General features: G+C 61.7%; 13 protein-coding genes and 1 riboswitch. Of the genes, 8 read left to right on the top strand and 5 right to left on the bottom strand.

Going from position 1 to position 20,591, the window contains the following annotated elements; translation table 11 throughout:
- The 5 genes from ACLV8F_RS12210 to ACLV8F_RS12230 are packed head-to-tail and all read left to right on the top strand — an operon-like array spanning position 1 to position 7,183.
- Positions 1-459 carry a pilus assembly protein PilV gene (locus ACLV8F_RS12210; protein WP_411884487.1) on the top strand — a complete coding sequence of 153 codons (459 nt, stop codon included), beginning with the start codon at positions 1-3 and terminating at the stop codon, positions 457-459.
- A gap of 3 nt (positions 460-462) precedes the next feature.
- Positions 463-1,590 (top strand): PilW family protein, encoded by a 1,128-nt coding sequence (locus ACLV8F_RS12215; RefSeq protein ID WP_411884488.1) that lies wholly within the window; start codon positions 463-465, stop codon positions 1,588-1,590.
- A gap of 10 nt (positions 1,591-1,600) precedes the next feature.
- Positions 1,601-2,305, top strand: coding sequence for a pilus assembly protein PilX (locus tag ACLV8F_RS12220; protein ID WP_411884489.1), 705 nt, complete (start codon positions 1,601-1,603; stop codon positions 2,303-2,305).
- Between the two features lie 19 nt (positions 2,306-2,324).
- Positions 2,325-6,467 (top strand): pilus assembly protein, encoded by a 4,143-nt coding sequence (locus tag ACLV8F_RS12225; protein ID WP_411884490.1) that lies wholly within the window; start codon positions 2,325-2,327, stop codon positions 6,465-6,467.
- A 23-nt stretch (positions 6,468-6,490) separates the two neighbouring features.
- Positions 6,491-7,183 (top strand): hypothetical protein, encoded by a 693-nt coding sequence (locus ACLV8F_RS12230; protein ID WP_411884491.1) that lies wholly within the window; start codon positions 6,491-6,493, stop codon positions 7,181-7,183.
- Positions 7,184-7,273: 90 nt separating this feature from the next.
- Here ACLV8F_RS12230 and nrdR read toward each other — a convergent pair whose 3' ends face one another.
- The 3 genes from nrdR to ACLV8F_RS12245 form a co-directional block, all read right to left on the bottom strand.
- Positions 7,274-7,723, bottom strand: coding sequence for a transcriptional regulator NrdR (gene nrdR, locus ACLV8F_RS12235; protein WP_411884492.1), 450 nt, complete (start codon positions 7,721-7,723; stop codon positions 7,274-7,276).
- Positions 7,724-7,822: 99 nt separating this feature from the next.
- Positions 7,823-9,067: a serine hydroxymethyltransferase gene (gene glyA, locus ACLV8F_RS12240; RefSeq protein WP_411884493.1), complete on the bottom strand. Its 1,245-nt coding sequence runs from the start codon at positions 9,065-9,067 to the stop codon at positions 7,823-7,825.
- A gap of 59 nt (positions 9,068-9,126) precedes the next feature.
- A riboswitch (ZMP/ZTP riboswitch) is annotated at positions 9,127-9,256 on the bottom strand.
- A gap of 133 nt (positions 9,257-9,389) precedes the next feature.
- On the bottom strand, positions 9,390-10,268 hold the full coding sequence (locus ACLV8F_RS12245) for a transglycosylase SLT domain-containing protein (protein WP_411884494.1): 879 nt from the start codon (positions 10,266-10,268) through the stop codon (positions 9,390-9,392).
- A 756-nt stretch (positions 10,269-11,024) separates the two neighbouring features.
- On the opposite strand from ACLV8F_RS12245, the gene ACLV8F_RS12250 reads away from it, so the two are divergent.
- The 3 genes from ACLV8F_RS12250 to trhA all read left to right on the top strand — a co-directional run bounded on the left by ACLV8F_RS12250 (position 11,025) and on the right by trhA (position 18,748).
- The gene (locus tag ACLV8F_RS12250) at positions 11,025-14,969 is read left to right on the top strand and encodes a DUF748 domain-containing protein (protein WP_411884495.1); all 3,945 of its coding nucleotides are present in this window, start codon (positions 11,025-11,027) and stop codon (positions 14,967-14,969) included.
- A 186-nt stretch (positions 14,970-15,155) separates the two neighbouring features.
- On the top strand, positions 15,156-17,990 hold the full coding sequence (locus ACLV8F_RS12255) for a DUF349 domain-containing protein (RefSeq protein ID WP_411884496.1): 2,835 nt from the start codon (positions 15,156-15,158) through the stop codon (positions 17,988-17,990).
- Positions 17,987-18,748, top strand: coding sequence for a PAQR family membrane homeostasis protein TrhA (gene trhA / locus ACLV8F_RS12260; protein WP_411884497.1), 762 nt, complete (start codon positions 17,987-17,989; stop codon positions 18,746-18,748). Before ACLV8F_RS12255 ends, trhA begins: the two co-directional genes overlap by 4 nt.
- Before the next feature lie 27 nt (positions 18,749-18,775).
- On the opposite strand, the gene ACLV8F_RS12265 is transcribed toward trhA, so the two are convergent.
- Positions 18,776-19,900 (bottom strand): ankyrin repeat domain-containing protein, encoded by a 1,125-nt coding sequence (locus ACLV8F_RS12265; protein ID WP_411884498.1) that lies wholly within the window; start codon positions 19,898-19,900, stop codon positions 18,776-18,778.
- Positions 19,897-20,505 (bottom strand): sigma-70 family RNA polymerase sigma factor, encoded by a 609-nt coding sequence (locus ACLV8F_RS12270; protein WP_411884499.1) that lies wholly within the window; start codon positions 20,503-20,505, stop codon positions 19,897-19,899. The genes ACLV8F_RS12265 and ACLV8F_RS12270 overlap by 4 nt, the downstream gene beginning before the upstream one ends.
- Positions 20,506-20,591 lie beyond the last annotated feature (86 nt).

Here is a 20,591-nt window from a genome sequence, read left to right on the forward strand (position 1 = left end):
ATGACTAAATACCACTCTGCCCGCTTGGTGCAGCGCCCCAACAAACCCGAAAATCGCGGACCCGACTCAATGCGAGGAGGCACGCTGATTGAGGTGCTGGTTGCCATGTTGATATTCATGTTTGGCGTGTTAGGGCTTGTCGGGCTGCAGGGTGGCATGACACGCGCGCAAACTGATGCCAAATTCCGTGCAGATGCATCCTATCTGGCGGGAGAGCTGACTGGCACCATCTGGGCGGACACTGTCAATGTTGCGAAATACGACAGCACGGCCTGCGATGCCTACGGGCCGTGCAGTGACTGGAAAAAGAAGGTGGCTCAAGTGATGCCGGCGAGCCAGACAATCGTCACCGTTGTAGTGGCGACTGGTTCGGTGAATATCGTTATCAAGTGGTCTACGCCCGCTGGCGAAACGCATCAATACACCACCGTCGCCACAGTTCTAACGGCCGAGGGCTGACCAATGAGCGGGAAAAATTATTCTGATGTGACAGGAACCCGACCGTCCAGGTTGAGCTCACGCGGCTTTACCTTGATCGAGTTGATGATCAGCATGGCGCTGGGTCTTTTAACCGTGTTGGTCATCACCCAGGTTTTGATCACTTCAGAAGGGCAACGTCGGACCACCACTACGGGAAGTGACGCGCAAATTACCGGTGGACTTGCGATGTATGCGGTTCAGCGGGACGTGCAGATGGCCGGGTATGGTGTATCCAGTAATCTTGCCGCCCTTGGGTGCAGCATGACCGCGAGCTACAGTGGAACGGCTGTCACCGGTTTCCCGCTCGTTCTTGCGCCTGTGGTCATCGAGGACAACGGAAATGGCGGGCAAAAGGTAACCGTCATGTTCAGCCGCAAGCCGGGGTTTTCCGTGCCGATGCCTGTAACCGAAGATCACCCTGCCAATGTTGGTTACTTCGTTGTCAAGTCTACGTTTGGCACGAGTGTGGGTGATATGTTTGTTGCCGTGCCAAGCGTTGTGGGCGCTGGATCAGGTTGCGCGCTATTGCAGGCGACCAGCAGTGGAGGGGGAGTGCCGACAACGCTTTCGAACACAATTATTCCCCATGAAACAACGAATGCCTGGAATCCCAACGCTCTTGTAAATGCTTTTCCTGCTGGGAGTTACCTCCTCAACATGGGACCGATGACTTATCGGACTTACTCTGTCAATGCCGCGCTTAACTTGCAAACCAATGATTTGGGCGCTACGACTGGCGTCGGTCTGGCGGAAGATCTGTTTCCTAACGTTGTCAAAATGCAGGCGATGTACGGTAAGGATACCGATGCCAATGGTGTCGTGGATACGTATGACAGCACTACGCCGACAACTGCGGCTGGATGGGCGCAAGTTCTGGCCGTACGGGTGGCCATAGTAGCCCGTAGCGCACAGTATGAACGTGAGGTGGTCACTTCAGCGGCCCCACTGTGGAATCTCGGTAGCGGCTACACGATCACCGGTACGACCGACTGTTTTACGGACAGCAAATGCCTTTCCCTGGGACTCAGCCACCTGACGGATTGGGGTCACTATCGATACAAGGTCTACGACACGGTCATTCCGTTGCGCAACGTCCTTTGGAATTCTTGAGGTTGTTCGTATGACTTCCAAATCTCTCTATTTCACATACAAATTTTCTTTGCAAAAACCAGTTTCTGGAGCGCGGGGACGTGCAAACCAGAAAGGTGCGTCATTGCTGTTCGCGTTATTGGCACTTGTAGCGCTGTCTCTTGCCGCGATTGGGCTGGTAAGGTCTGTCAATACCGGAACATTGGTGCTGGGTAATCTTGGTTTCAAGCAAGACGCAACCCGCTCTGCCGATCAGGCCACGGCGGCTGCAGTAGCCTGGTTGAGAAATAACCCGCTCATTCAAAATGCCGACGGAACAGCGGGATCAGGGTATTACGCGAGCACTTCAGCGGTTCTTGATGTCACTGGCAGGCAACTGACGGCGGCAAACAGAGCGCTTGTGAATTGGGGTGCGGGCAATTGCAGTACGGCCGCGACCGGTACATACGCCTCATGCGCCCTTGTTCCCGGTAGCGCCGGCACCGTTAATGGAAACCCTGCTGAATACATCATTTTTCGCCTGTGTTCGGCGGCTGGGGATCCGAGTATTGATACATCGATCATCTGCTCCAGTCCGTCCGTTTCGAGCAGTGCTTCTGCGTCAAAAAAGGGCGAATTGAATTACAGCGAGTACGCACGTTTTACCGGTGCTGGGGGGCCTTTTTACCGCATTGTCGTCAAAGTTTCAGGTGCCCGTGGCACTACGAGCTTTACCGAAACCATTGTGCATTTCTAAGCAATCGGAGCCATTCATAATGACATCAAAAAACAAGATTCTTAAGAAGACTTCGAGCTGGATTGTTGTTGCCGCCTTATCCTGTTTGATGGGGCTTGACGTTCAAGCTGCTTCCACGGACATCTCTGCCGAACCGCTGACTACGGTGTCCGATGTATCAGCCAAGCCAAACATCATGTTTATCCTGGATGACTCTGGTTCAATGGACTCGAGTTACATGCCCGACACTTTGAATGGCGATACGGACAAGTATGGGTATTGGTCATCCCAATGTAATGGGGTTGGCTATAACCCTGCGTTTAACTATGCGCTCCCTGTTAAGGCAGATGGCACGAATTATCCCAACTCCAATTTTTCCGCGGCCTGGACCGATGGGTTTGCCGCGACGGGGTCCGTTAATTTGGGAGGGACAGTTACAACGACGACTTCCAACAGAACCAGCAACACAACGCAGACGGTAGGAACGGGCATCAAGAATTTTGTCATTACCGATACCACCGTCACCGCGGCAAGCTACACCGTGGGTAATCAGATTACGTTCGAAAGCAGCGGCCGTATTATGACTGGACCGATTACGGCCTGGAATAGCGGAACCAGAACCATCACGGTCAATGTAACTTCGACCAGCTCATCCGGTTCCCGCTCCAGCTGGAATGTGACATCGACAACAGATTCAATAGGACCCAGCCCCTACTATTACGTTTATACCGGAACCCAGCCTGCAATGGGCTGGACCTATGACACTGCCGGTGCCATCCAGACGACGTTTTACAACCAGTGCATGAGTGATATTGGTTCAGCTCCCGGCAGTGGAGTTTTCACCAAAGTTGAGGCCACTAGCTTAACGACCGCTCAAAAGCAGAACTACGCCAACTGGTATTCCTACTATCGCAAACGGTTTCTTTTGATGCGTACTGCGGTCGGCCGGGCATTTCAGCCCTTGGACTCCGGCTATCGCGTGGGATTTTCGGTGATCAACGACACGTCGGTGACCTCTACGTCTTTCCTGGATGCAAAAGACTTTGATACCACCCACAAGGCCAGTTTTTACTCCAAGCTATACGCGGAAGCCCCGGGCGGCAATACGCCTTTGCGTGCAGCCCTGTCAAAGGTCGGACAATACTATGCCAAAAAGGCGGCTAGCCAAACCTACGATCCCATGCAGTATTCCTGCCAACGCAACTATGCGTTGTTGTCCACCGATGGATACTGGAACGCTGCTGCAGGTACGCAACTGGACAGGACCACCGCCCTCGGCAATCAGGATGGCACTGCAGACCGTCCCATGCGTGACAGTACTAAAGCTGTTGTGACCACTGTCACACCCACAACAACAACCGTTCGGCGGAAGACCGATTCCACCTATATCACGCCAACTACCTGGACGAGGTATAGATGGACGGTCGGCAACTCAAGGGATCCTATTCCTGTGGTGACCCAAACCCGAACTCAGGCGTCTGCGGTTACGAATAGTGTGGTGACAGATGAAACGACCACTGTCACGCGCACGGTAGTTACAACTGATGGTGTTGTGACAAGCGATACGAGTGTAACGGGAGCCACGACAACTACCCAGGTGAGCACAGCGACAACTGGAACATTTAACGCGTGGGTCAACGGAGCGTCGGCTAATAAAACCGGACTGTCCAGCACCCAATTCAATAACTCCGGGATGACGCTCAACAACACGTTCTATTCTGGTACCTGTCTAGCGACTACCGGCAGTAATACTGTGGGGAACGGAAACTGCGGATTCAGCGTTAACACAGCGGCCATGGGAGTTGCGTCGCGCTCGCCTTCTGTTACTAACTCGGTCGTGAGTACCACGCCTGTTGTCGGTACGGTGACCAGCACCCCTTCGACAACTGGTGGGTCTTCGAATTCTCTTGCCGACGTGGCGCAGTATTACTACACAACCGATCTGCGAACGGATGCTTTGGGCAATTGCACCTCAACAACATCAGGCTCCAGCCAGAATACCTGCGATAACACCTTAAAACCGTCTGGGCGAGATACCGCGAATTATCAGCATATGACGACCTATTCCATTGGACTGGGTGTTAATGGAACCTTGATCTACGATAAAAACTATCTGACCCAGACAACGGGGGATTACGTCAGATTGAAAAACGGAACGGTAAATTGGCCTGATCCTGGTTCAGACGATGGCGCTGTCAATATTGATGATCTTTGGCATGCGGCAGTGAACGGGCGCGGTCAGTACTATTCAGCACTTGATGCGGGGGCCTTGAGCCAGGCAATCAGTGGTGTTTTGACTTCGGTCACCGAGGAAGTTGCGTCGTCGTCAGCGGCAGCGACGAGCGCACTGGAACTTGTGGCAGGGGCGGCAAATGAGGTCTTCAAGGCCAGTTACACAACGGTCTCGTGGACGGGAGATTTGCAGTCGTTTAGCCTGAACGGAACGACCGGCGCAATTGGCACGACCCCCAACTGGTCTGCGCAAGCCAAGCTGGACGCGAAGAATCTCGCTACCCGAAAAATCTATTACCGCCAGGCCCCTTCAACTTCGACACTTCGTGAGTTCACGTACGCCAATTTGTCGGCAGACGGCTATGGCGCAAACTTCGAAAATCTGTGCTCAAAGACTGTGGTCTCTGGTCAATGCGCGACTTTGTCGTCGCCCAACCTCACGTTGGCAAACTCTGGAACCAACCTGGTTGACTATCTCCGCGGGGTGCGGACGTACGAGGGTGGCAATTCAGCGAGTCCGCTTTATCGGACGAGAAGCCACTTGCTCGGAGACATCATTAACGGTGCGCCGGTGTATGTCGGAGGCTCGCCGTTTGCCTATTCGGATGTTGGGTACGCAGCGTTTTCAGCGGATAAAGCGGCCAGAAAAAAGATGATCTATGTCGGAAGCAACGACGGTATGTTGCATGCCATTTCCTCCGAAGGTACTGATGCGGGTGAGGAGCTTTGGGCGTATGTACCCAATGCAGTGATGCCAAACATGTACAAATTGGCCGATACCTCATACGCCTCCCGGCACCAATACCTGGTTGATGGACTGGTGGTTATCGGTGATATCTCGGTAGGCGGCGTCTGGAAAACAATATTGGTCGGTGGTTTGAATTCAGGCGGAAAATCCTACTATGCGCTTGATATTACCGATCCGGCCAACCCCCTGACGTTGTGGGAATTTACTAACACCAATTTGGGTTTGACCTACGGTAACCCCATCATCACAAAGCGTGCGGACGGGACCTGGGTCGTAGCGTTCACCTCGGGCTATAACAATGCGGATGGCCAAGGGCATCTGTATGTGGTGAACGCCAATACCGGTGCATTGCTCAAAGACATTTCGACGGGTGTTGGCACTAACGGAAGCCCGAGTGGCCTCGCCAAGATCAATGCCTGGATTGACCAGGGTTCAAACAACACGGCAACGCGTTTCTACGGGGGGGACTTATTGGGCAACTTGTGGCGTTTCGACGTTGACGATCTGTATCTGCCAAATAGTGCGGCCATGCTGATGGCGACGTTCCAAATTGATGCCAATACGCCTCAGCCAATCACCACCCGGCCAGAACTGTCTGTGATATCGGGATCGTCGGTGGTTGTGGTCGGAACTGGCCGGTATCTCGGTGCGTCTGATATTACGAATTCGGTTCAGCAGTCTATTTACGCAATCAAGGATCCGCTCACGGCGACCGGCTGGGGAAATGTTCGCAGCACTGGCACTTTGGTAAATCAGACGGCGACTGTGGCGACCACTGGCGCAAATGCCGGAAAGGCAGTGGGGAGCAACAACGCCGTTGATTGGTCGTCGAAGAGTGGCTGGAAGGTCGACTTTCCCAACACGCGGGAACGCGTAGCGATCAACATGTCGCTGCAGTTCAATACACTCGCGGTGACAACGGCCGTTCCAAATGGAGATGCGTGCAGCTCGGGCGGGAGTTCCTGGTTGTATTACGTGAATGTGGCCTCCGGCTCTGCGCTCATGAATGGGAATGTCCTCGGTACCGTGTTGAGCGATACCTCCCTGGCTGCAGGCTTGAGCTGGGTGAAGCTCGACAATGGCACAACCCGAATAATTGTTCAGGACAGCTCCGGTGCATTAAGGGTGGTTGAGCCGCCAGAGTCGAGTTCATCTGTGAAAGGACCCTTGCATCGGACCTCATGGCGTGAACTGGTCGATTAACAGGCATCCCGGATGGTGAGGATATGTCTGTCAGGCTAGCAAGGCATTTTGTACGGTCCCGCTGGATTGCTAAAGGGATTTGCCTTGGTGCATCTTTGGCATTGCATGGGATCGTCCTGCTGGTTGGAATGCAAAGTGGTGGTAGTGCAAAAGCCATTGTCAGGAAAGAAGTACCGCAAACCTTGGCGATACACGCACGGTTGATACCTGGGCAACCCAGATATCAGCCTGAGACCGACAAGTCGGTTGAGATCGCCGGGTCGAATGCGCCAGTCGAAGGACTCAACCGCGACCCTTCAAGCGTTATTGCAGAAAACGCCAGGCCGCCGCTATTTTCCTCATCTTCGAGATCATCTGCGTCGCTTGTTGAGGCGCAGGATGGCGTTGTCGACTTGGGGGACGGAATAGGACTCTCCAACGAGCCGGAGTACCTGCCCCGGAACCTGTTGTCGGTAGCGCCGGCTGCACAGACGTCGATCATCATTCCCTACCCGCCTGAAGTGGCGGGAACAGGCCGATACGCCGGAATTTTTGCCCTGTTTATCGATGAACTGGGTGAAGTTCGCAGTGTCCGCATGGAGGATCAACGATTGCCCCCTGCAATGGAGCAGGCCGTACGGCAAATCTTTATGCAAACCCGATTTTCTGCGGGACAACGCGACGGTAAAGATGTGAAGTCACGTATTCGTGTGGAAATTGTGTTCGACACAATTTGAGCGTTCATTGAAATTCTGCAGATTCATGTGATGCTCTCACTCAGCGGCCTCTGTAGTGGTGTAGTACAACAAGCTACCCCAACTTGACAATTACCGCCTGACCTCGTCGACCAGCGTCTTGAACTCGTCGATATCTTCGAAGCTGCGGTAAACGCTGGCGAAGCGCACGTAGGCCACCTTGTCGAGCTTCTTGAGTTCGCGCATGACCAGCTCGCCGAGCCGGTTGGAAGCAACTTCCCGTACCCCCAGGCTCAGCAGTTTTTCCTCGATGCGCTCGATGGCCGAGTCGATCTGCTCGGTGCTGACGGGGCGCTTGCGCAGCGCCAGGTTCATGGAGCCCAGGATCTTGCTGCGTTTGTATTCGATGCGCCGGCCGTCCTTCTTGACGATGGACGGAAAGGTGACGTCGGGCCGCTCATAGGTGGTGAAGCGCTTTTCACACGCGCCGCACTGGCGGCGGCGGCGTATGAAGTCGGCGTCCTCGGACACCCGGGTTTCGACAACCTGGGTTTCGAGGTGGCCGCAGAAGGGGCATTTCATGGGTGTTGACCTGCATTTAAAGACATCAATCGATCCCCGGCCCCATGGGCAACGGCATGGGCGGCGAGTAAAACATGCTGCCCGCGCCGTCTGCCGTGATCAGCGATAAACCGGGAAGCGGCTCGTCAAGGCGTGAACCTTGGCGCGCACCGCTTCGATGGTGGCCGCGTCGCGCGGGTTGTCGAGCACGTCGGCAATCAGGTTGGCGGTGGCGCGGGCCTCCTCATCCTTGAAGCCGCGGGTGGTCATTGCCGGTGTGCCGATGCGCACGCCGCTGGTGACCATGGGCTTTTCCGGGTCGTTCGGGATGGCGTTCTTGTTGATCGTCATGTGGGCGCTGCCCAGTACAGCCTCGGCTTCCTTGCCGGTGATGCCCTTGGCGCGCAGGTCGACCAGCATGACGTGGCTTTCGGTGCGCCCGCTGACGATGCGCAGGCCGCGCTGTGTCAGCGTGTCGGCGACGATCTGCGCGTTCTTCACGACCTGCTGCTGGTAGGTCTTGAACTCGGGCGTCATCGCTTCCTTGAAGGCCACGGCCTTGGCCGCGATCACGTGCATCAGCGGGCCGCCTTGCAGGCCGGGGAAGATCGCGCTGTTGATGGCTTTTTCGTGCTCGGCCTTCATCAGGATGATGCCGCCGCGCGGGCCGCGCAGGCTTTTGTGCGTGGTCGAGGTGACGATGTCGGCATGTGGCACCGGGTTGGGGTAGACGCCCGCGGCCACCAGGCCGGCGTAGTGGGCGATGTCGACCATGAAGATCGCGCCGACGGCCTTGGCCACCTTGGCAAAGCGCTCGAAGTCTATGCGCAGGCTGTAGGCCGAGGCGCCCGCGATGATCAGCTTGGGCTTGGTTTCGTGGGCCTTGCGCTCCATCGCGTCGTAGTCGATCTCTTCTTTCTCGTTCAGGCCGTAGGACACGACGTTGAACCACTTGCCGCTCATGTTGAGGGCCATGCCGTGCGTCAGGTGGCCGCCTTCGGCCAGGCTCATGCCCATGATGGTGTCGCCGGGTTTCAGGAAGGCCAGGAACACGGCCTCGTTGGCTGAGGCACCGCAATGCGCTTGCACGTTGGCCGCTTCGGCGCCGAAGATGGCCTTGACGCGGTCGATGGCGAGTTGCTCGGCCACGTCCACGTGTTCGCAGCCGCCGTAGTAGCGGCGGCCGGGATAGCCTTCGGCATATTTGTTGGTGAGCTGAGAGCCCTGCGCGGCCATGACGGCGGGCGAGGCGTAGTTTTCGCTGGCGATCAGCTCGATGTGCTGCTCTTGCCGGGCATTTTCAGCCTGGATGGCGGCGAAGATTTCGGGATCGGTCTGTTCGACCAGGATGTTGCGGTGGTACATGGCAGTCCTTAAAGACGTGGTCCCTGCTATTCACCATGAGCCGCGGCTCTAAATGAAACAAGGGCTGCCCAGGCGAACGGCTGAACGCTTCGGCCCAACGGCTGTCAGCGGTGCGCTTCCCAGTGGTGTCCCACGTCAGCATCAATGGTTGCGAAAACCTTGAGCCTATCGCCAGTTGCGCACCTCGCTAGTGTAACTGAGGGCGCCTAAAACCCCCGGCGCCCGGTTCAATGCCCGTGGCCTGAAAAGCAAAAAGCCGGGGCGCTGTCGGCGGCCCGGCTTTGAGGCGGGGGGCGGCGCTTTCAGGCCGCGCCCGGCGGGATCAGGACTGGCTCAGCAGCGCCACTTTTTCGGGCGTCTTGGCTTCGGGCTCGGCTGTCTCGGGTTTGGCCGGCAGGGAGGCCGGAACCGGGCGCGAATTGCCGGGTGCGGCAAAGTAAGGCGAGGGTGCGGGCGAGCCGCGCTTGGCGGCCACCACGGCCAGCAGGCGGGCGTGTTCGGCCATCACCTTGCCGGCGTAGCCGCCGTCGTCTTCCATGTTGGCGGCGCCCACATAGTATTTGAGGCCGCCTTCGATGGAGCCGGCGCGGGCGATGCATTCCTGCAGTACCTTGACGCCGACGCGCAGGTTGGTCACCGGGTCGAAGGCCGCCAGCTTGCCGCCGAAGTTGTCGTACTTGTCGTGGTGCACCTTGGTCATGACCTGCATCAGGCCCTGGGCGCCCACCGGGCTTTGCGCGAACGGATTGAAGCCGGACTCGATCGCCATGATGGCCAGGATCAGGGTGGGATCAAGCTTGGCTTTCTGGCCGATCTCGAAGGCTTCGGCCACCAGCACGCTCAGCGGCTCAGGCGCGACGCCGTATTTTTTGCTCAGCCAGTAAGCCACCGCCGCCTGTTGGGAGGGCAGGTCTTTCGGGTTGGACGCCGTGGCGCGCTCAATGGCAGCCGGCTCGGTAAAACCGATTGCCGCTTCCTGGCGCTGCTGCAGCCAGGTCATGAGCTTGAATTCACCGGCCTGACGCAAGTCGGGCCGGGCCGTCAGTGTGATCACCGCGAACACGACCGCCAGGCCCAGAAGGGCGAAGCTGTTGTGGGTGATCTCGAAAAAGCCCTGGGCGATGTCATCAGCAATGCTTGCAACACTGTTGCGTACATTTTTCAGATGCGCCTCAAGGCTGAATTGTCCTAGCGCTGTCATAGCACTCCTTTCTACGCTTGCAGGCCCTTTGGGGGCCAAGCAGGCTTTGATTGGGTCGCCATCAAACCAAGGCATGCCTTGTGGGTGTTGACCCTTGTTTGACGTTGCCGGCTTCTTGGATGAAGGGGCAGCGGATTCGGGTTGTCCCTAGGGATCTATGGGACTGGCGGGATTCTATGGGGTCGTTTAATAACCTGTCAATAATAACAAATCGTTTCTTTATATCAAAAAGGCAAATAAAAACCCTGATTTTCGGCAGAACCCGCCTGAATCAAGGTAGTTACGGTCGCTTATTGAGAACAAGCTCTAAGTTAACATTTTGCGTAAAAATTACCCGATCGGCGGATCGAGGAACCGGGTGTAGGCGCATTCCGATTTCGCCTGTAGGACGATCCGGTGCGCTTTTGCGAATGCCGGCGGCGCACAAAGGCGGCGGCAATCACAGCTGGGGCTGTGATTGAAAAGATGGTCTTGCGTGCGTGGCGTGGGAGGTTTAACCTGCAGTTGCCTGATTCATTTGGGCATCAACCGGGTAACCAACCCCGGAAAAACTGGAGGCAATCACTTGCTTTCAACGCACTGGAGACGATTCATCTCTTCTTTGCGAACCCCGACGGCATGAGCATAAACGCCCGCCGTCAACCCCGGTCGGTCCAACTGCCCGGGGTTTTTCTTTTGGGCTTGCGCATGGCGCTTGACCGTCTTTTTCAAATAAAGCATTGACCTGTAGCCGCAGGCGCTAAAAACTCGACGCCTATGGCAATCAATGATTTGAAGAACAAATGGCGCGACATTCAGTGGAAAAACATCGGAAAAACCTTGCCGGCGCGGGCGGCCGGCGTGGCTCGCTCGCCGCTGTGGCGCCGCCGCGCGGCTTGGGCGCTGGGCACGTTGCTGCTGGTCTGGGCGCTGGCTTATGCCGCCATGCCCTCCATCCTGAAGTCGCAACTCGAGAAGATCGCTTCTGAAAAACTGGGCAGGCAGGTCACGGTGGGCACGGTTGACTTCAAGCCCTGGTCGCTTGAACTGACTCTGCGCGACCTGGCCATTGCACGGACAAGTCCCACCGGAGTTCCCCAGGAAACGCCCCAGCTTTCCATCAAGCGCATATATATAGATGCCGAACTGGAATCCCTGCTGCGCCTGGCGCCGGTGGCCGACGCCGTGGTGGTGGAGGAACCCGTGGCCTTCCTCACCCACCAAGGCGAAGGGCGCTATGACATCGACGACATCCTGGACCGCCTGAAGACACCCGAAGGACAGCCGGCCGGCGAGCCGCCGCGTTTTGCGCTCTACAACATCGTGGTCAGCGGCGGGCGTGTGGACTTTACCGACGGGTCCGTCGGAAAAATGCACGAACTGCGCGATCTGAACCTGTCCGCGCCCTTCCTGAGCAACCTCAAGTCCCAGCGCGAGGTCAAGACCTCACCGCACCTCGCCTTCAAGCTCAACGGCAGCAGTTTTGACACCGCCGCCGAAGGCACGCCCTTTGCCCAGACCCACAAAACCGACGCCACCTTTACACTGCGCGGCTTCGACCTCAATCCCTACCTGGCCTACTGGCCCGCGAGCCTGCCCTTTAAATTGCAAAGCGCCGTGCTGCATGCGGACGCCAAAATCGCTTTCGAGCAGGCGCCGGCAACGGTGGTGCGGATATCCGGCACCGTGACGGCGGACAAGGTGCGGGTGCTGGCCGCGAGCCAGGCACCGGCGGCAGTGCCCGTCCAGACTGCCAGCCGCCAGCCGGCCGGCAAGCGTGGTGAATCCCCGCCGGCGGCCCGGCCCGACCTGTTCGTGTTTGAACGCCTGCAAGTCACCATGGACGACGTTCGCCCGCTCGAGCAGTTCGTCAAGCTTTCGGCGATTGAACTCACCGCGCCCACGCTGTCCCTGGCGCGTGACCGGGCGGGGCGGCTCAACCTGCTGCCGCCCGCGGTCGCGGCTGCTACCAAAAATGAAGCAAGCCCGCCAGGCTCCGCAAGGGCTGCCTCCAGTGCCGCCAGCAGCCCGGGGCCTTTGGCCAGGGCGCCGGCAAGCACGCCCTGGAAGGTGCAGATCGCCCGCGTGGCTCTGCGCGCGGGCACGGTGAACTGGCGCGACGAGACCCTGGTTTCGCCCGCCGACATCCGCCTGACCGGCCTTGTCCTCGATGCCACGGCGATTGCCCTGCCCTTTGCGGCCAGTGCGCCGCTGCAGTTCAGCGGCTCGGTGGGCCTGGATCCGCTTGCCGCCGTGCCGGGGTCGCCACGGGCTGCAGCCACCCCGGCGCTGCTGGCTTTCAAGGGCACGGCCACCGACCAGGCCGTGCAACTGACGGCCGACCTGACGGCCTGGCCGCTCGGCATGGCCGCCAAATACGTCGGCCATTTCCTGCTGCCGGCACTGCACGGCCGCCTTGATGCCCAGCTGGGCGTGAACTGGCAGGCGGCGAGCGGCGAGAAACCGCAGGCGCTGCAGATCTCGGCGCCGCAGATCGCCGTGAGCGAGGTCCAGCTGGCCCAGGGCAAGGTCTCGCTGGTGTCGGTCAAGCGCGTCGACCTGGCGCAGGTCGACATCGACGTGACCGGCCAGACTTTCAAGGCCGCCCGGTTGCAGCTGACCGAGCCCAAGGCCAAGGTGGACCGGGACAGCGACAAGCGCTGGATGTACGAGCGCTGGATGACAAACGCCGGCACAAGCTCGCCGCCACCCCCGCCCACCGACGCCGCCACCCGGGCGGCCGCGCCCACCTGGGCCGTGGCCATCAACGACGTGCAGCTAGACGGCGGCGCCATGTCCTTCTCCGACAAAGCGGGCGCCAAGCCGGTCACTTTTGAAGTCACGGCGGCCAAGGCCCGGCTGGGCGGGCTGTTGCTCGACGACAGACCCGCCTCCAGGGCGCAAGCCGCCAGGCCCGTGCCGCTGACCGCCTCGCTGCGCCTGGCCACCGGCCGCTTCGAGCCCGGGAAGGTGGACTTCAATGGCAGCCTGGCCACAGCGCCCCTGCAGGCCCAGGGCCGGCTGCTGGTCGACAGGCTGCCCGTGCAGGCCTTTGAGCCTTACTTTGCCGAGACCCTCAATATCGAACTGCTGCGCGCCGACGCCAGCTTCAAGGGCCGGGTGGCCTACCGCCAGACGCCGGCCGGGCCGCAAGCCCAAGTGACGGGCGACGTGTCGCTGGAAGAATTCCGCGCCAACACGCTCGCGCCCAGCGAAGACCTGCTGGCCTGGAAAGCGCTGAACCTGCGCGGCTTCCATGTGGCGCTGGACCCGGCCAAGGCGACGCGGGTGGATGTGAAGGAAACGGTGCTCACCGACTTTTTCGCGCGCCTGATCGTCATGCCCGACGGCCGCATCAACCTGCAGGACCTGGTCAAATCCAAGGAGGCGGCGGTGGCCGACGGCGCCGTTGCCCCTGCTGCCCCCGCCGCTTCGGCCGCATCCGCACCTGCCGCCAATGCCAGCAGCGCGCAGGCTTCGGCCGCAAGCCCGCCACCCATCGTGAGCTTCGGCCCCATCAGCCTGATCAACGGCAAGGTGCTGTTTTCCGACCGCTTCGTGAAGCCTAATTACTCGGCCGACCTGACCGACTTGACCGGCAAGCTCAGCGCCTTCTCGTCGGTGTCGCCGGCCGTGCCGGCCGGGGCGGCTGCGGGCACCGTGGCCGCGCCGGCGATGGCTGACCTGGAACTGCGAGGCCGCGCTGAAGGCACAGCCTCGCTCGAGATCCTGGGCAAGCTCAACCCGCTGGCCAAGCCGCTGGCGCTGGACATCAAGGGCAAGGTGCGCGACCTGGAACTGCCGCCGCTGTCGCCGTATTCCGTCAAATACTCGGGTTACGGCATAGAGCGCGGCAAGCTCAGCGTCGACGTGAGTTATGTGGTGCAGCCCGACGGCAGACTCACCGCCACCAACAAGGTCATCCTCAACCAGCTCAGTTTCGGCGAGAAGGTGCCGGGCTCCACCGCCAGCCTGCCGGTCAAGCTGGCCGTGGCGCTGCTGGCCGACCGCAACGGCGTGATCGACATCGACCTGCCCATCAGCGGTTCGCTCAACGACCCGCAGTTCAGCCTGGGCCCCATCATCATCAAGGTCATCGTCAACGTGATCGTCAAGGCCATCACCGCGCCTTTCAGCCTGCTGGCGAACGCCTTCGGCGGTGGCGGGGAAGAACTCAGCACCGTGGCTTTTGCCCCCGGCAGCGCCGAGCTGGGCCCCGAAGCCCGGGCCGGGCTGGACAAGGTCGCCAAGGCGCTGGCCGACAGGCCTTCGCTCAAGCTCACCGTGGTGGGGACCAGCAGCGTGGAGGTCGAGCGCGAGGGCTTCAAGCGCGAACGGCTGGACGCGCTGGTGCGCGCCGAAAAGCGCCGCATCACCGTGAAGGAGGGCGGCACCACCTCGGCCGCCGTCAGCATCAGCCCGGCCGAATACCCGGCTTTGCTCAAGGAAGTCTACAAACGCGCCGACATGCCCAAGCCGCGCAATGTGATCGGCCTGGCAAGGGAGCTGCCCGTGCCCGAGATGGAAAAACTGCTGCTGGCCGATATCCAGGTCAATGACGATGCCATGCGCGAGCTCGCCGTGCAGCGCGGCGTGGCGGTCAAGGACTACCTTGCTTCGCGCGAGTTGCCGCCTGAAAGGCTGTTCCTGGGCGCCGCCAAAACCATCCCGCCGGAGGCCAAATGGACACCTCGCGCGGAGCTGAATTTGGCAATGCCTTAAAAAAGGCGAAAATAGCGCCAATGCTTTATTGATAAAAGCTTTTATGGGAAGGGCCAGTGCGCGCAACGCGGGTTGCGCGGCTCGGTCTCCCATCCACTCCAACACCTGCCGCCGTCCGCAAAAGCGTCCCGTTCCCAAGGGAGCCTTGCGGCTGGAGGCACTTACTTTTTGACCTTGCGCCCTCCCATGTTTAAATCTTCAAAACCCGAAACCCCCGCCGTGAAAACGCCCACCCCCAAGCAAGCGGAAGCCCACCCGCTGGACGGCCTGACCGGCGGCGCGTTTTCCGCGCCCACCTCGGGCGAGCGCACCGCGCGCATCCGCTCCTGGCTGGCGACCGAGCCCACGCCCGAGCAGATGGCCGAGGTCTACAAGGACCTGGCCAACCGCGACAAGGGCGCGGCCAAGCCGCTGAAGGAAAAGCTTGACGAAATCAAACGCAGCAAGGGCCAGGAAGCGGTTGCCGCCGAATGGGCCGAAAAAGCCCAGGCGCTGCTGGCCGTGCCCAAGCTCAACCTGGCCGACGCCCTGGCCTGGCAGCGCGACGCCGCCAAAGCCGGCGCGCCGTTGTCCAAGGAGCCGCTGGCGGGCCTCAAGGCGCAACTGGCCGAGCGCGTGAAGACGATTGAAGACCTGCAGCACCGCACCCAGGTGCAGCGCGAAGCCGCCGTGCTGCTGGCCCAGCGCACCGAAGTGCTGTCGCTCAAGCCCTGGCGCGATGCCGAAGCCGCCCTCGAATCCCTGCGCGGCGATGTCACGCACTGGCAGACGCAGGCCGGTGAAATCACGCAGGACACCAACTGGGCCAGCGTGGACGCCAAATTCCCGCCGCTGCTCGATGCCTCGCGCGCGCAGTTGCTCGCCGTGTGGGACGCCTTCCAGGGCGCGCTCGCCCAGGCGCAGAAAGCTGCTGAAGATGCCTCCGCGCCTTTGCCCGCCGTGCCCGTGTGGGCAGACGAACTGCGCGCCGCGCGCGGCCTGCCGCCCGCGGCGGGCGAGCAGCCCGCGCGCGCACCCAAGGCCAAAATCGACCCGGCCGTGCTCAAGGACATGCGCGAAAAATCTTCCGCCATCGTGCAGGAGGCCCTGGCGCGGCTGGAGCATGAAGTCGGTGAAGGCCACGGCAAGTCCACGCCCAAGGTGGCCGCCGATTTGCGCCAGGCCCTCAAGGAAAACATCCGCAACATCGACAGCAAGCTCGAAGCCGCCGCGCACGCCGCATTGACCGCCGCCGGCGAACTCGAAGGCTGGCAGCGTTGGCGCGCCGACCAGATCCGCGAAGAGCTGGTCGTCAAGGCCGAAGCGCTGGTGGCCAAGCCGCTGGGCGGGCGCAAGCAGCAGGAAGCCCTGCGCGCCATGCGCGAGCAGTGGAAGACCAGCGACCAGGGCGGCACACCCAACCACGCGCTGTGGAAGCGTTTTGACGACGCCTGCAACGAAGCGCACAAGGTCGTCGAAGCCTGGCTTGAAAAGGTCAAGGAACAAGGCGAAACCGTCAAGGCCGAGCGCAAGCTGCTGATCGACGAAGTGCTGGCCTGGGCCGAAGCCAACAAGGGCAACACCGACTGGAAGCACCACATCCGCAGCCTGAACGGCTTTGTCGAGAAATGGCGCGAAGCCGGCCACCTGGGCGAAAAGGCCTTTGCCGAAATCCAGCCTGTGTGGAAGGCCGCCATGGACGCGGCCGACGCCGGCCTGACCGCCGCGCGCGCCGAAAGCGTGGCACGCCGCAAGGCCATGATTGAAGAAGCTGCCGTGCTGGGCGCCGAGCCGCAACTGCGCATAGACGCCGTCAAGTCGCTGCAGCAGCGCTGGCAGCATGAAGCGCAGGCCGTGCCTATCGAGCGCAAGCAAGAGCAAAAGATGTGGGATGCCTTCCGCAAGCCCATAGACGACGCTTTCCAGCGCAAGACCGCCGAGCGTGAAAAAGCCGCCACCGCCCTCGGCGAATATGACCGTATGGTGCTGGATGCCTCCAAGGCCGTGGAAGCCGCCACCGCCAGCGGCGACGTGCAGAAAATCCATGCCGCCGCCAAGGCGCTGGAAGCCATCGTGCGCGGCCAGGTTCCCGTGGCTGCGGCGCCTGCCGCTGCTGCCGCGCCTGCCGCTGCGCCAGCTGAATCCACGCCTTCGGTCGAGGCCACGCTGGCTGCCGCCGACAGCGAGCCTGCCGTGCAAGCCGATCAGGCCGCTGAGGTCGCACCCGAGCCCGTTGCCGAGGCGGAAGCCGCCGCAGCTGCTGAGTTCTCCGAAGCCGCCGAGCCGGCCAGCGCACCCGCTGAGCCGCCACCGGCACCCAAGCCCGCGCCCAAGCCCATCGTGGCACGGCGCGGCGACGACCGTCCCGGCATGAAAAAGGCCGAACCCGCTTCGGCAGGACGCGGCGGCAAGTTCGGCGACCGCAAGGACGCGCGCCCTGGCAGCAAGCCGGGCGGCCCGCGCCAGAGCACCGACAACAAGTTCGAGCCTTACCGCCCCGACCGTGATAGCCGCGACGCCCGCCCGGGCCGTGACGACCGCGGCCCGCGCGGCAATGACCGCCCGGCCTTTGAAGAGCGCGGCCCGCGCCTGGGTGACGCGGCTTTCCGCGCCCAGCGCGAAGCCTTTGAGGCGGCCAACCAGGCTCTCAAAAAGCTCGCCATGCAGGCGCACGGCGAGGTGCTGACGCACCTGCTGACCGCCTGGGAAAAACGCGACCCTGAGCAACTGCCGAGCGCACAGGACCTGGGCAAGGCCGTGCCGCCCGCGGTGCGCAGCCGCTGGGTGCAGGCCGTCAGCACGCCTTCGGGCAAGGACGCCTCCGAGGCGCTGCTGCGCCTGGAGATCGCCGCCGAGCTGCCCACGCCAGCCGAGCACATCAGCGCGCGCCGCATGCTGCAACTGCAGCTGCTGACCAAGCGCAATGCGCCCGCGCCGGCCGAGACCTGGGGCGAAGACACGGCCCAGGTGCTGGCGGCCGACTTTGACGCCGGCAACGCCAGGCGTGTGCAGAACGTGCTCAAGGCATTGCTCAAACGATGAGCGACGACCCCGCTGCTGTGGCCTTGCCGCGGACGCAGCGCAGGGCCGCCCCAAGCAAGTCCAGCCCCCTCGGGGGGCAGCGCATTACACGAAGTGAAAAGCGTGGAGGCCAGGAAGATCGGCCGCAAAGCCTGGGCGAGGAGATCGCCAACAGCGTCAGCCACGGCGTGGCGCTGCTCGCCGCGGTGGTGGCCGCACCCTTCCTGGTGCTGGCCAGCGTGAAGCAGGGCGATGCGATAGCCATCGCGGGCGCCTCGGTGTTCGCCGCCACCATGGTGCTGCTGTATTTCACGTCCATGCTTTACCACGCGCTGCCGGCAGTGCGAGCCGCGCGCGCCAAGGGCGTGTTCCAGGTCCTGGACCACGGCGCGATCTATCTGCTGATTGCCGGCACCTACACGCCCTTCACGCTGGGCGTGTTGCGCGGGCCTTGGGGCTGGACGCTGTTCGGCCTGGTCTGGGCCATGGCGCTGGCCGGCGTGGCGGTGAAGGCCGTGGCGGGCATCCGCTACCCGCGCGTCTCTACGGCTCTGTATCTCGCGATGGGCTGGATTGCCGTGATCGCCATCAAGCCGATGTTTGAGCTCATCCCCGGCTGGGGCTTGTTCTGGCTGGTGGCCGGCGGCCTTTGCTACACCCTGGGCGTGGGCTTTTTTGCCACCGACTCCAGGTTGCGTTACGGGCATTTCGTCTGGCACCTGTTTGTGGCGGCCGGCACGGTTTGCCACTTTGTGGCGGTGCTGTACTACGCGAACTAAGCTTCGCCACCCGCGCCGCCGTAGGGCTCAGCGAGCCGCTGCTATCAGGTGGGCGATCCCGTCAAATCCCAGGCGCCGTGCATGCTGCTGCGCATTTAATCCATCGTTATCAATCAACGCCGGGTTCGCGCCCGCCGCCAGCAGGCGCTGGACCACGGCCGTGTGCCCCTGCATGGCGGCCAGTATCAAAGGTGTGCGGCCCGCAGCATCGGCTGCATTGACGGCTGCGCCTTGCTGGAGCAACCGCTCCAGCTGCGGCAGCTTGCCGGCGCGGGCCGCGTCCTGCAGCGCGGCTGCCAGCCTGAGGCTGGCGGGCGCTTGCGCGCGTGGGGAGGGCGATGTTGACGCGTCCAGCCTTTCCCGTTTTTGCTCCGGTACCGCTACGGCGGCAGCCGGGGCCGGGGCAGCCAGGGCAGGTGCCGGCGGCGCCACGGGCGCAGGGGTTTGGACTGCCGCGGCTGCGGGCGCCGCAGCCTGCGGCGGGGCCGCGAAGGGAATTGATTGCCCATCCATTGCGGTTTTGGCCGGGGGGACGGACCGTGCGGACTGGGTGTTTTCCTGCGCAGGAGCAGGAGCAGGAGCAGGAGCAGGAGCAGGAGGTGGCGGGGCAGCCGGCGAGGGTGCCACGCTTTTGGAAGACGGTGCTGGCGCTTCGGCTTCGGCCCTGGGCGCTACAGCGCCGGTTGCCGAAGGCTGGAGCGCGGGTTTTGCCGGCTCTTTCGAGGCCTGTAGTGCTCCGTCGACCGGCTTGGTTGCGGCCTTGCGGCTGTCGGCCTGGGGTGCCGGCGGAGCCACGGGTGCAGGTGCAGGTGCAGGTGCAGGTGCAGGTGCAGGTGGCGCGCTCGCGCTGGGCTGGCCGAATGCGATATCTTTTTCCTCGTCCGTGCCGCGGTCGTATTGCAGCACCAGCAAGCCCGTCAAACCGGCCAGTGCCAGGCCGGCAAGGGCGGATATCTTCCAGCGCGGCTGGTTGGCGGCGGGGGCCTTGGGCGTGTTGTCCGTGGGTGCTTTGCCGGCGGCGATGACCAGTTGCGCGTGGGCGTGCACCGCGTCCCGCACGTGCGCGCCGGGCCGGCGCGTGTCCTGCGCGCTGGCTTCGCGGTAGCGCTGCGTCAGCTCATCGCCGGGCGGGCTGCGGTCAGGCTCTGTCATGCAAACTCCTGTAGCTGCTGGCGCAGGCTGTTACGCGCATAGCGCAGGCGGCTTTTGGCGGTCTCAAAATTCACACCGGTGGCCGCGGCGATTTCCTCCACGCTGAGGCCGGCTTCGGCCTGCAGCAGGAAGGCTTCGCGCTGTTCGCGGGGCAGGCGCTCGACCGCGGCGATCAACGCCGCGGCCTGCTCGCTGGACTCGAGCCGGCGCAGCGGGCCGAAGCCCGAGTCGGCCGCCAGCGTGTCGCCTATTCCACGGCGCTCGCCGCCTTCGCCGTCTTCATCGGCGCTGCCGTCGATGCTCACGTGGTGCCGGGCCGTGCGAAAGTAATCAATGAGCCGGTTGTGCGCCATGGTGAACAGCCAGGTCTTGAAGCGCGCCGAGACGGTATAGGTGGGCGCGCTGCGCGCCACGGCGAACCACACGTCCTGCAGCAAGTCGTCGGCCACCGCCTGCACCCGCACGCTGCGAAACACATAGCGCCATACGCCGAGTTCGTGCCGCGCATAAAGCACATCGAAAGCCGCGATGTCGCCGGCCGCATAGCGCAGCATCAGCGATTCGTCGCTGTCGTCGGCTGCGTCGTCGGTTGTGGCGCTGGGCATGCGCCAGATTATCACTGCCTGGGAAGCTCCATCCAATGAGGGGCCATAGGAATGCTGCCCACCAGTAGGGGCCGCGGAACCGGCTT

The organism is Polaromonas sp. YR568, from assembly GCF_943369675.1.
Taxonomy (GTDB): domain Bacteria; phylum Pseudomonadota; class Gammaproteobacteria; order Burkholderiales; family Burkholderiaceae_C; genus Polaromonas.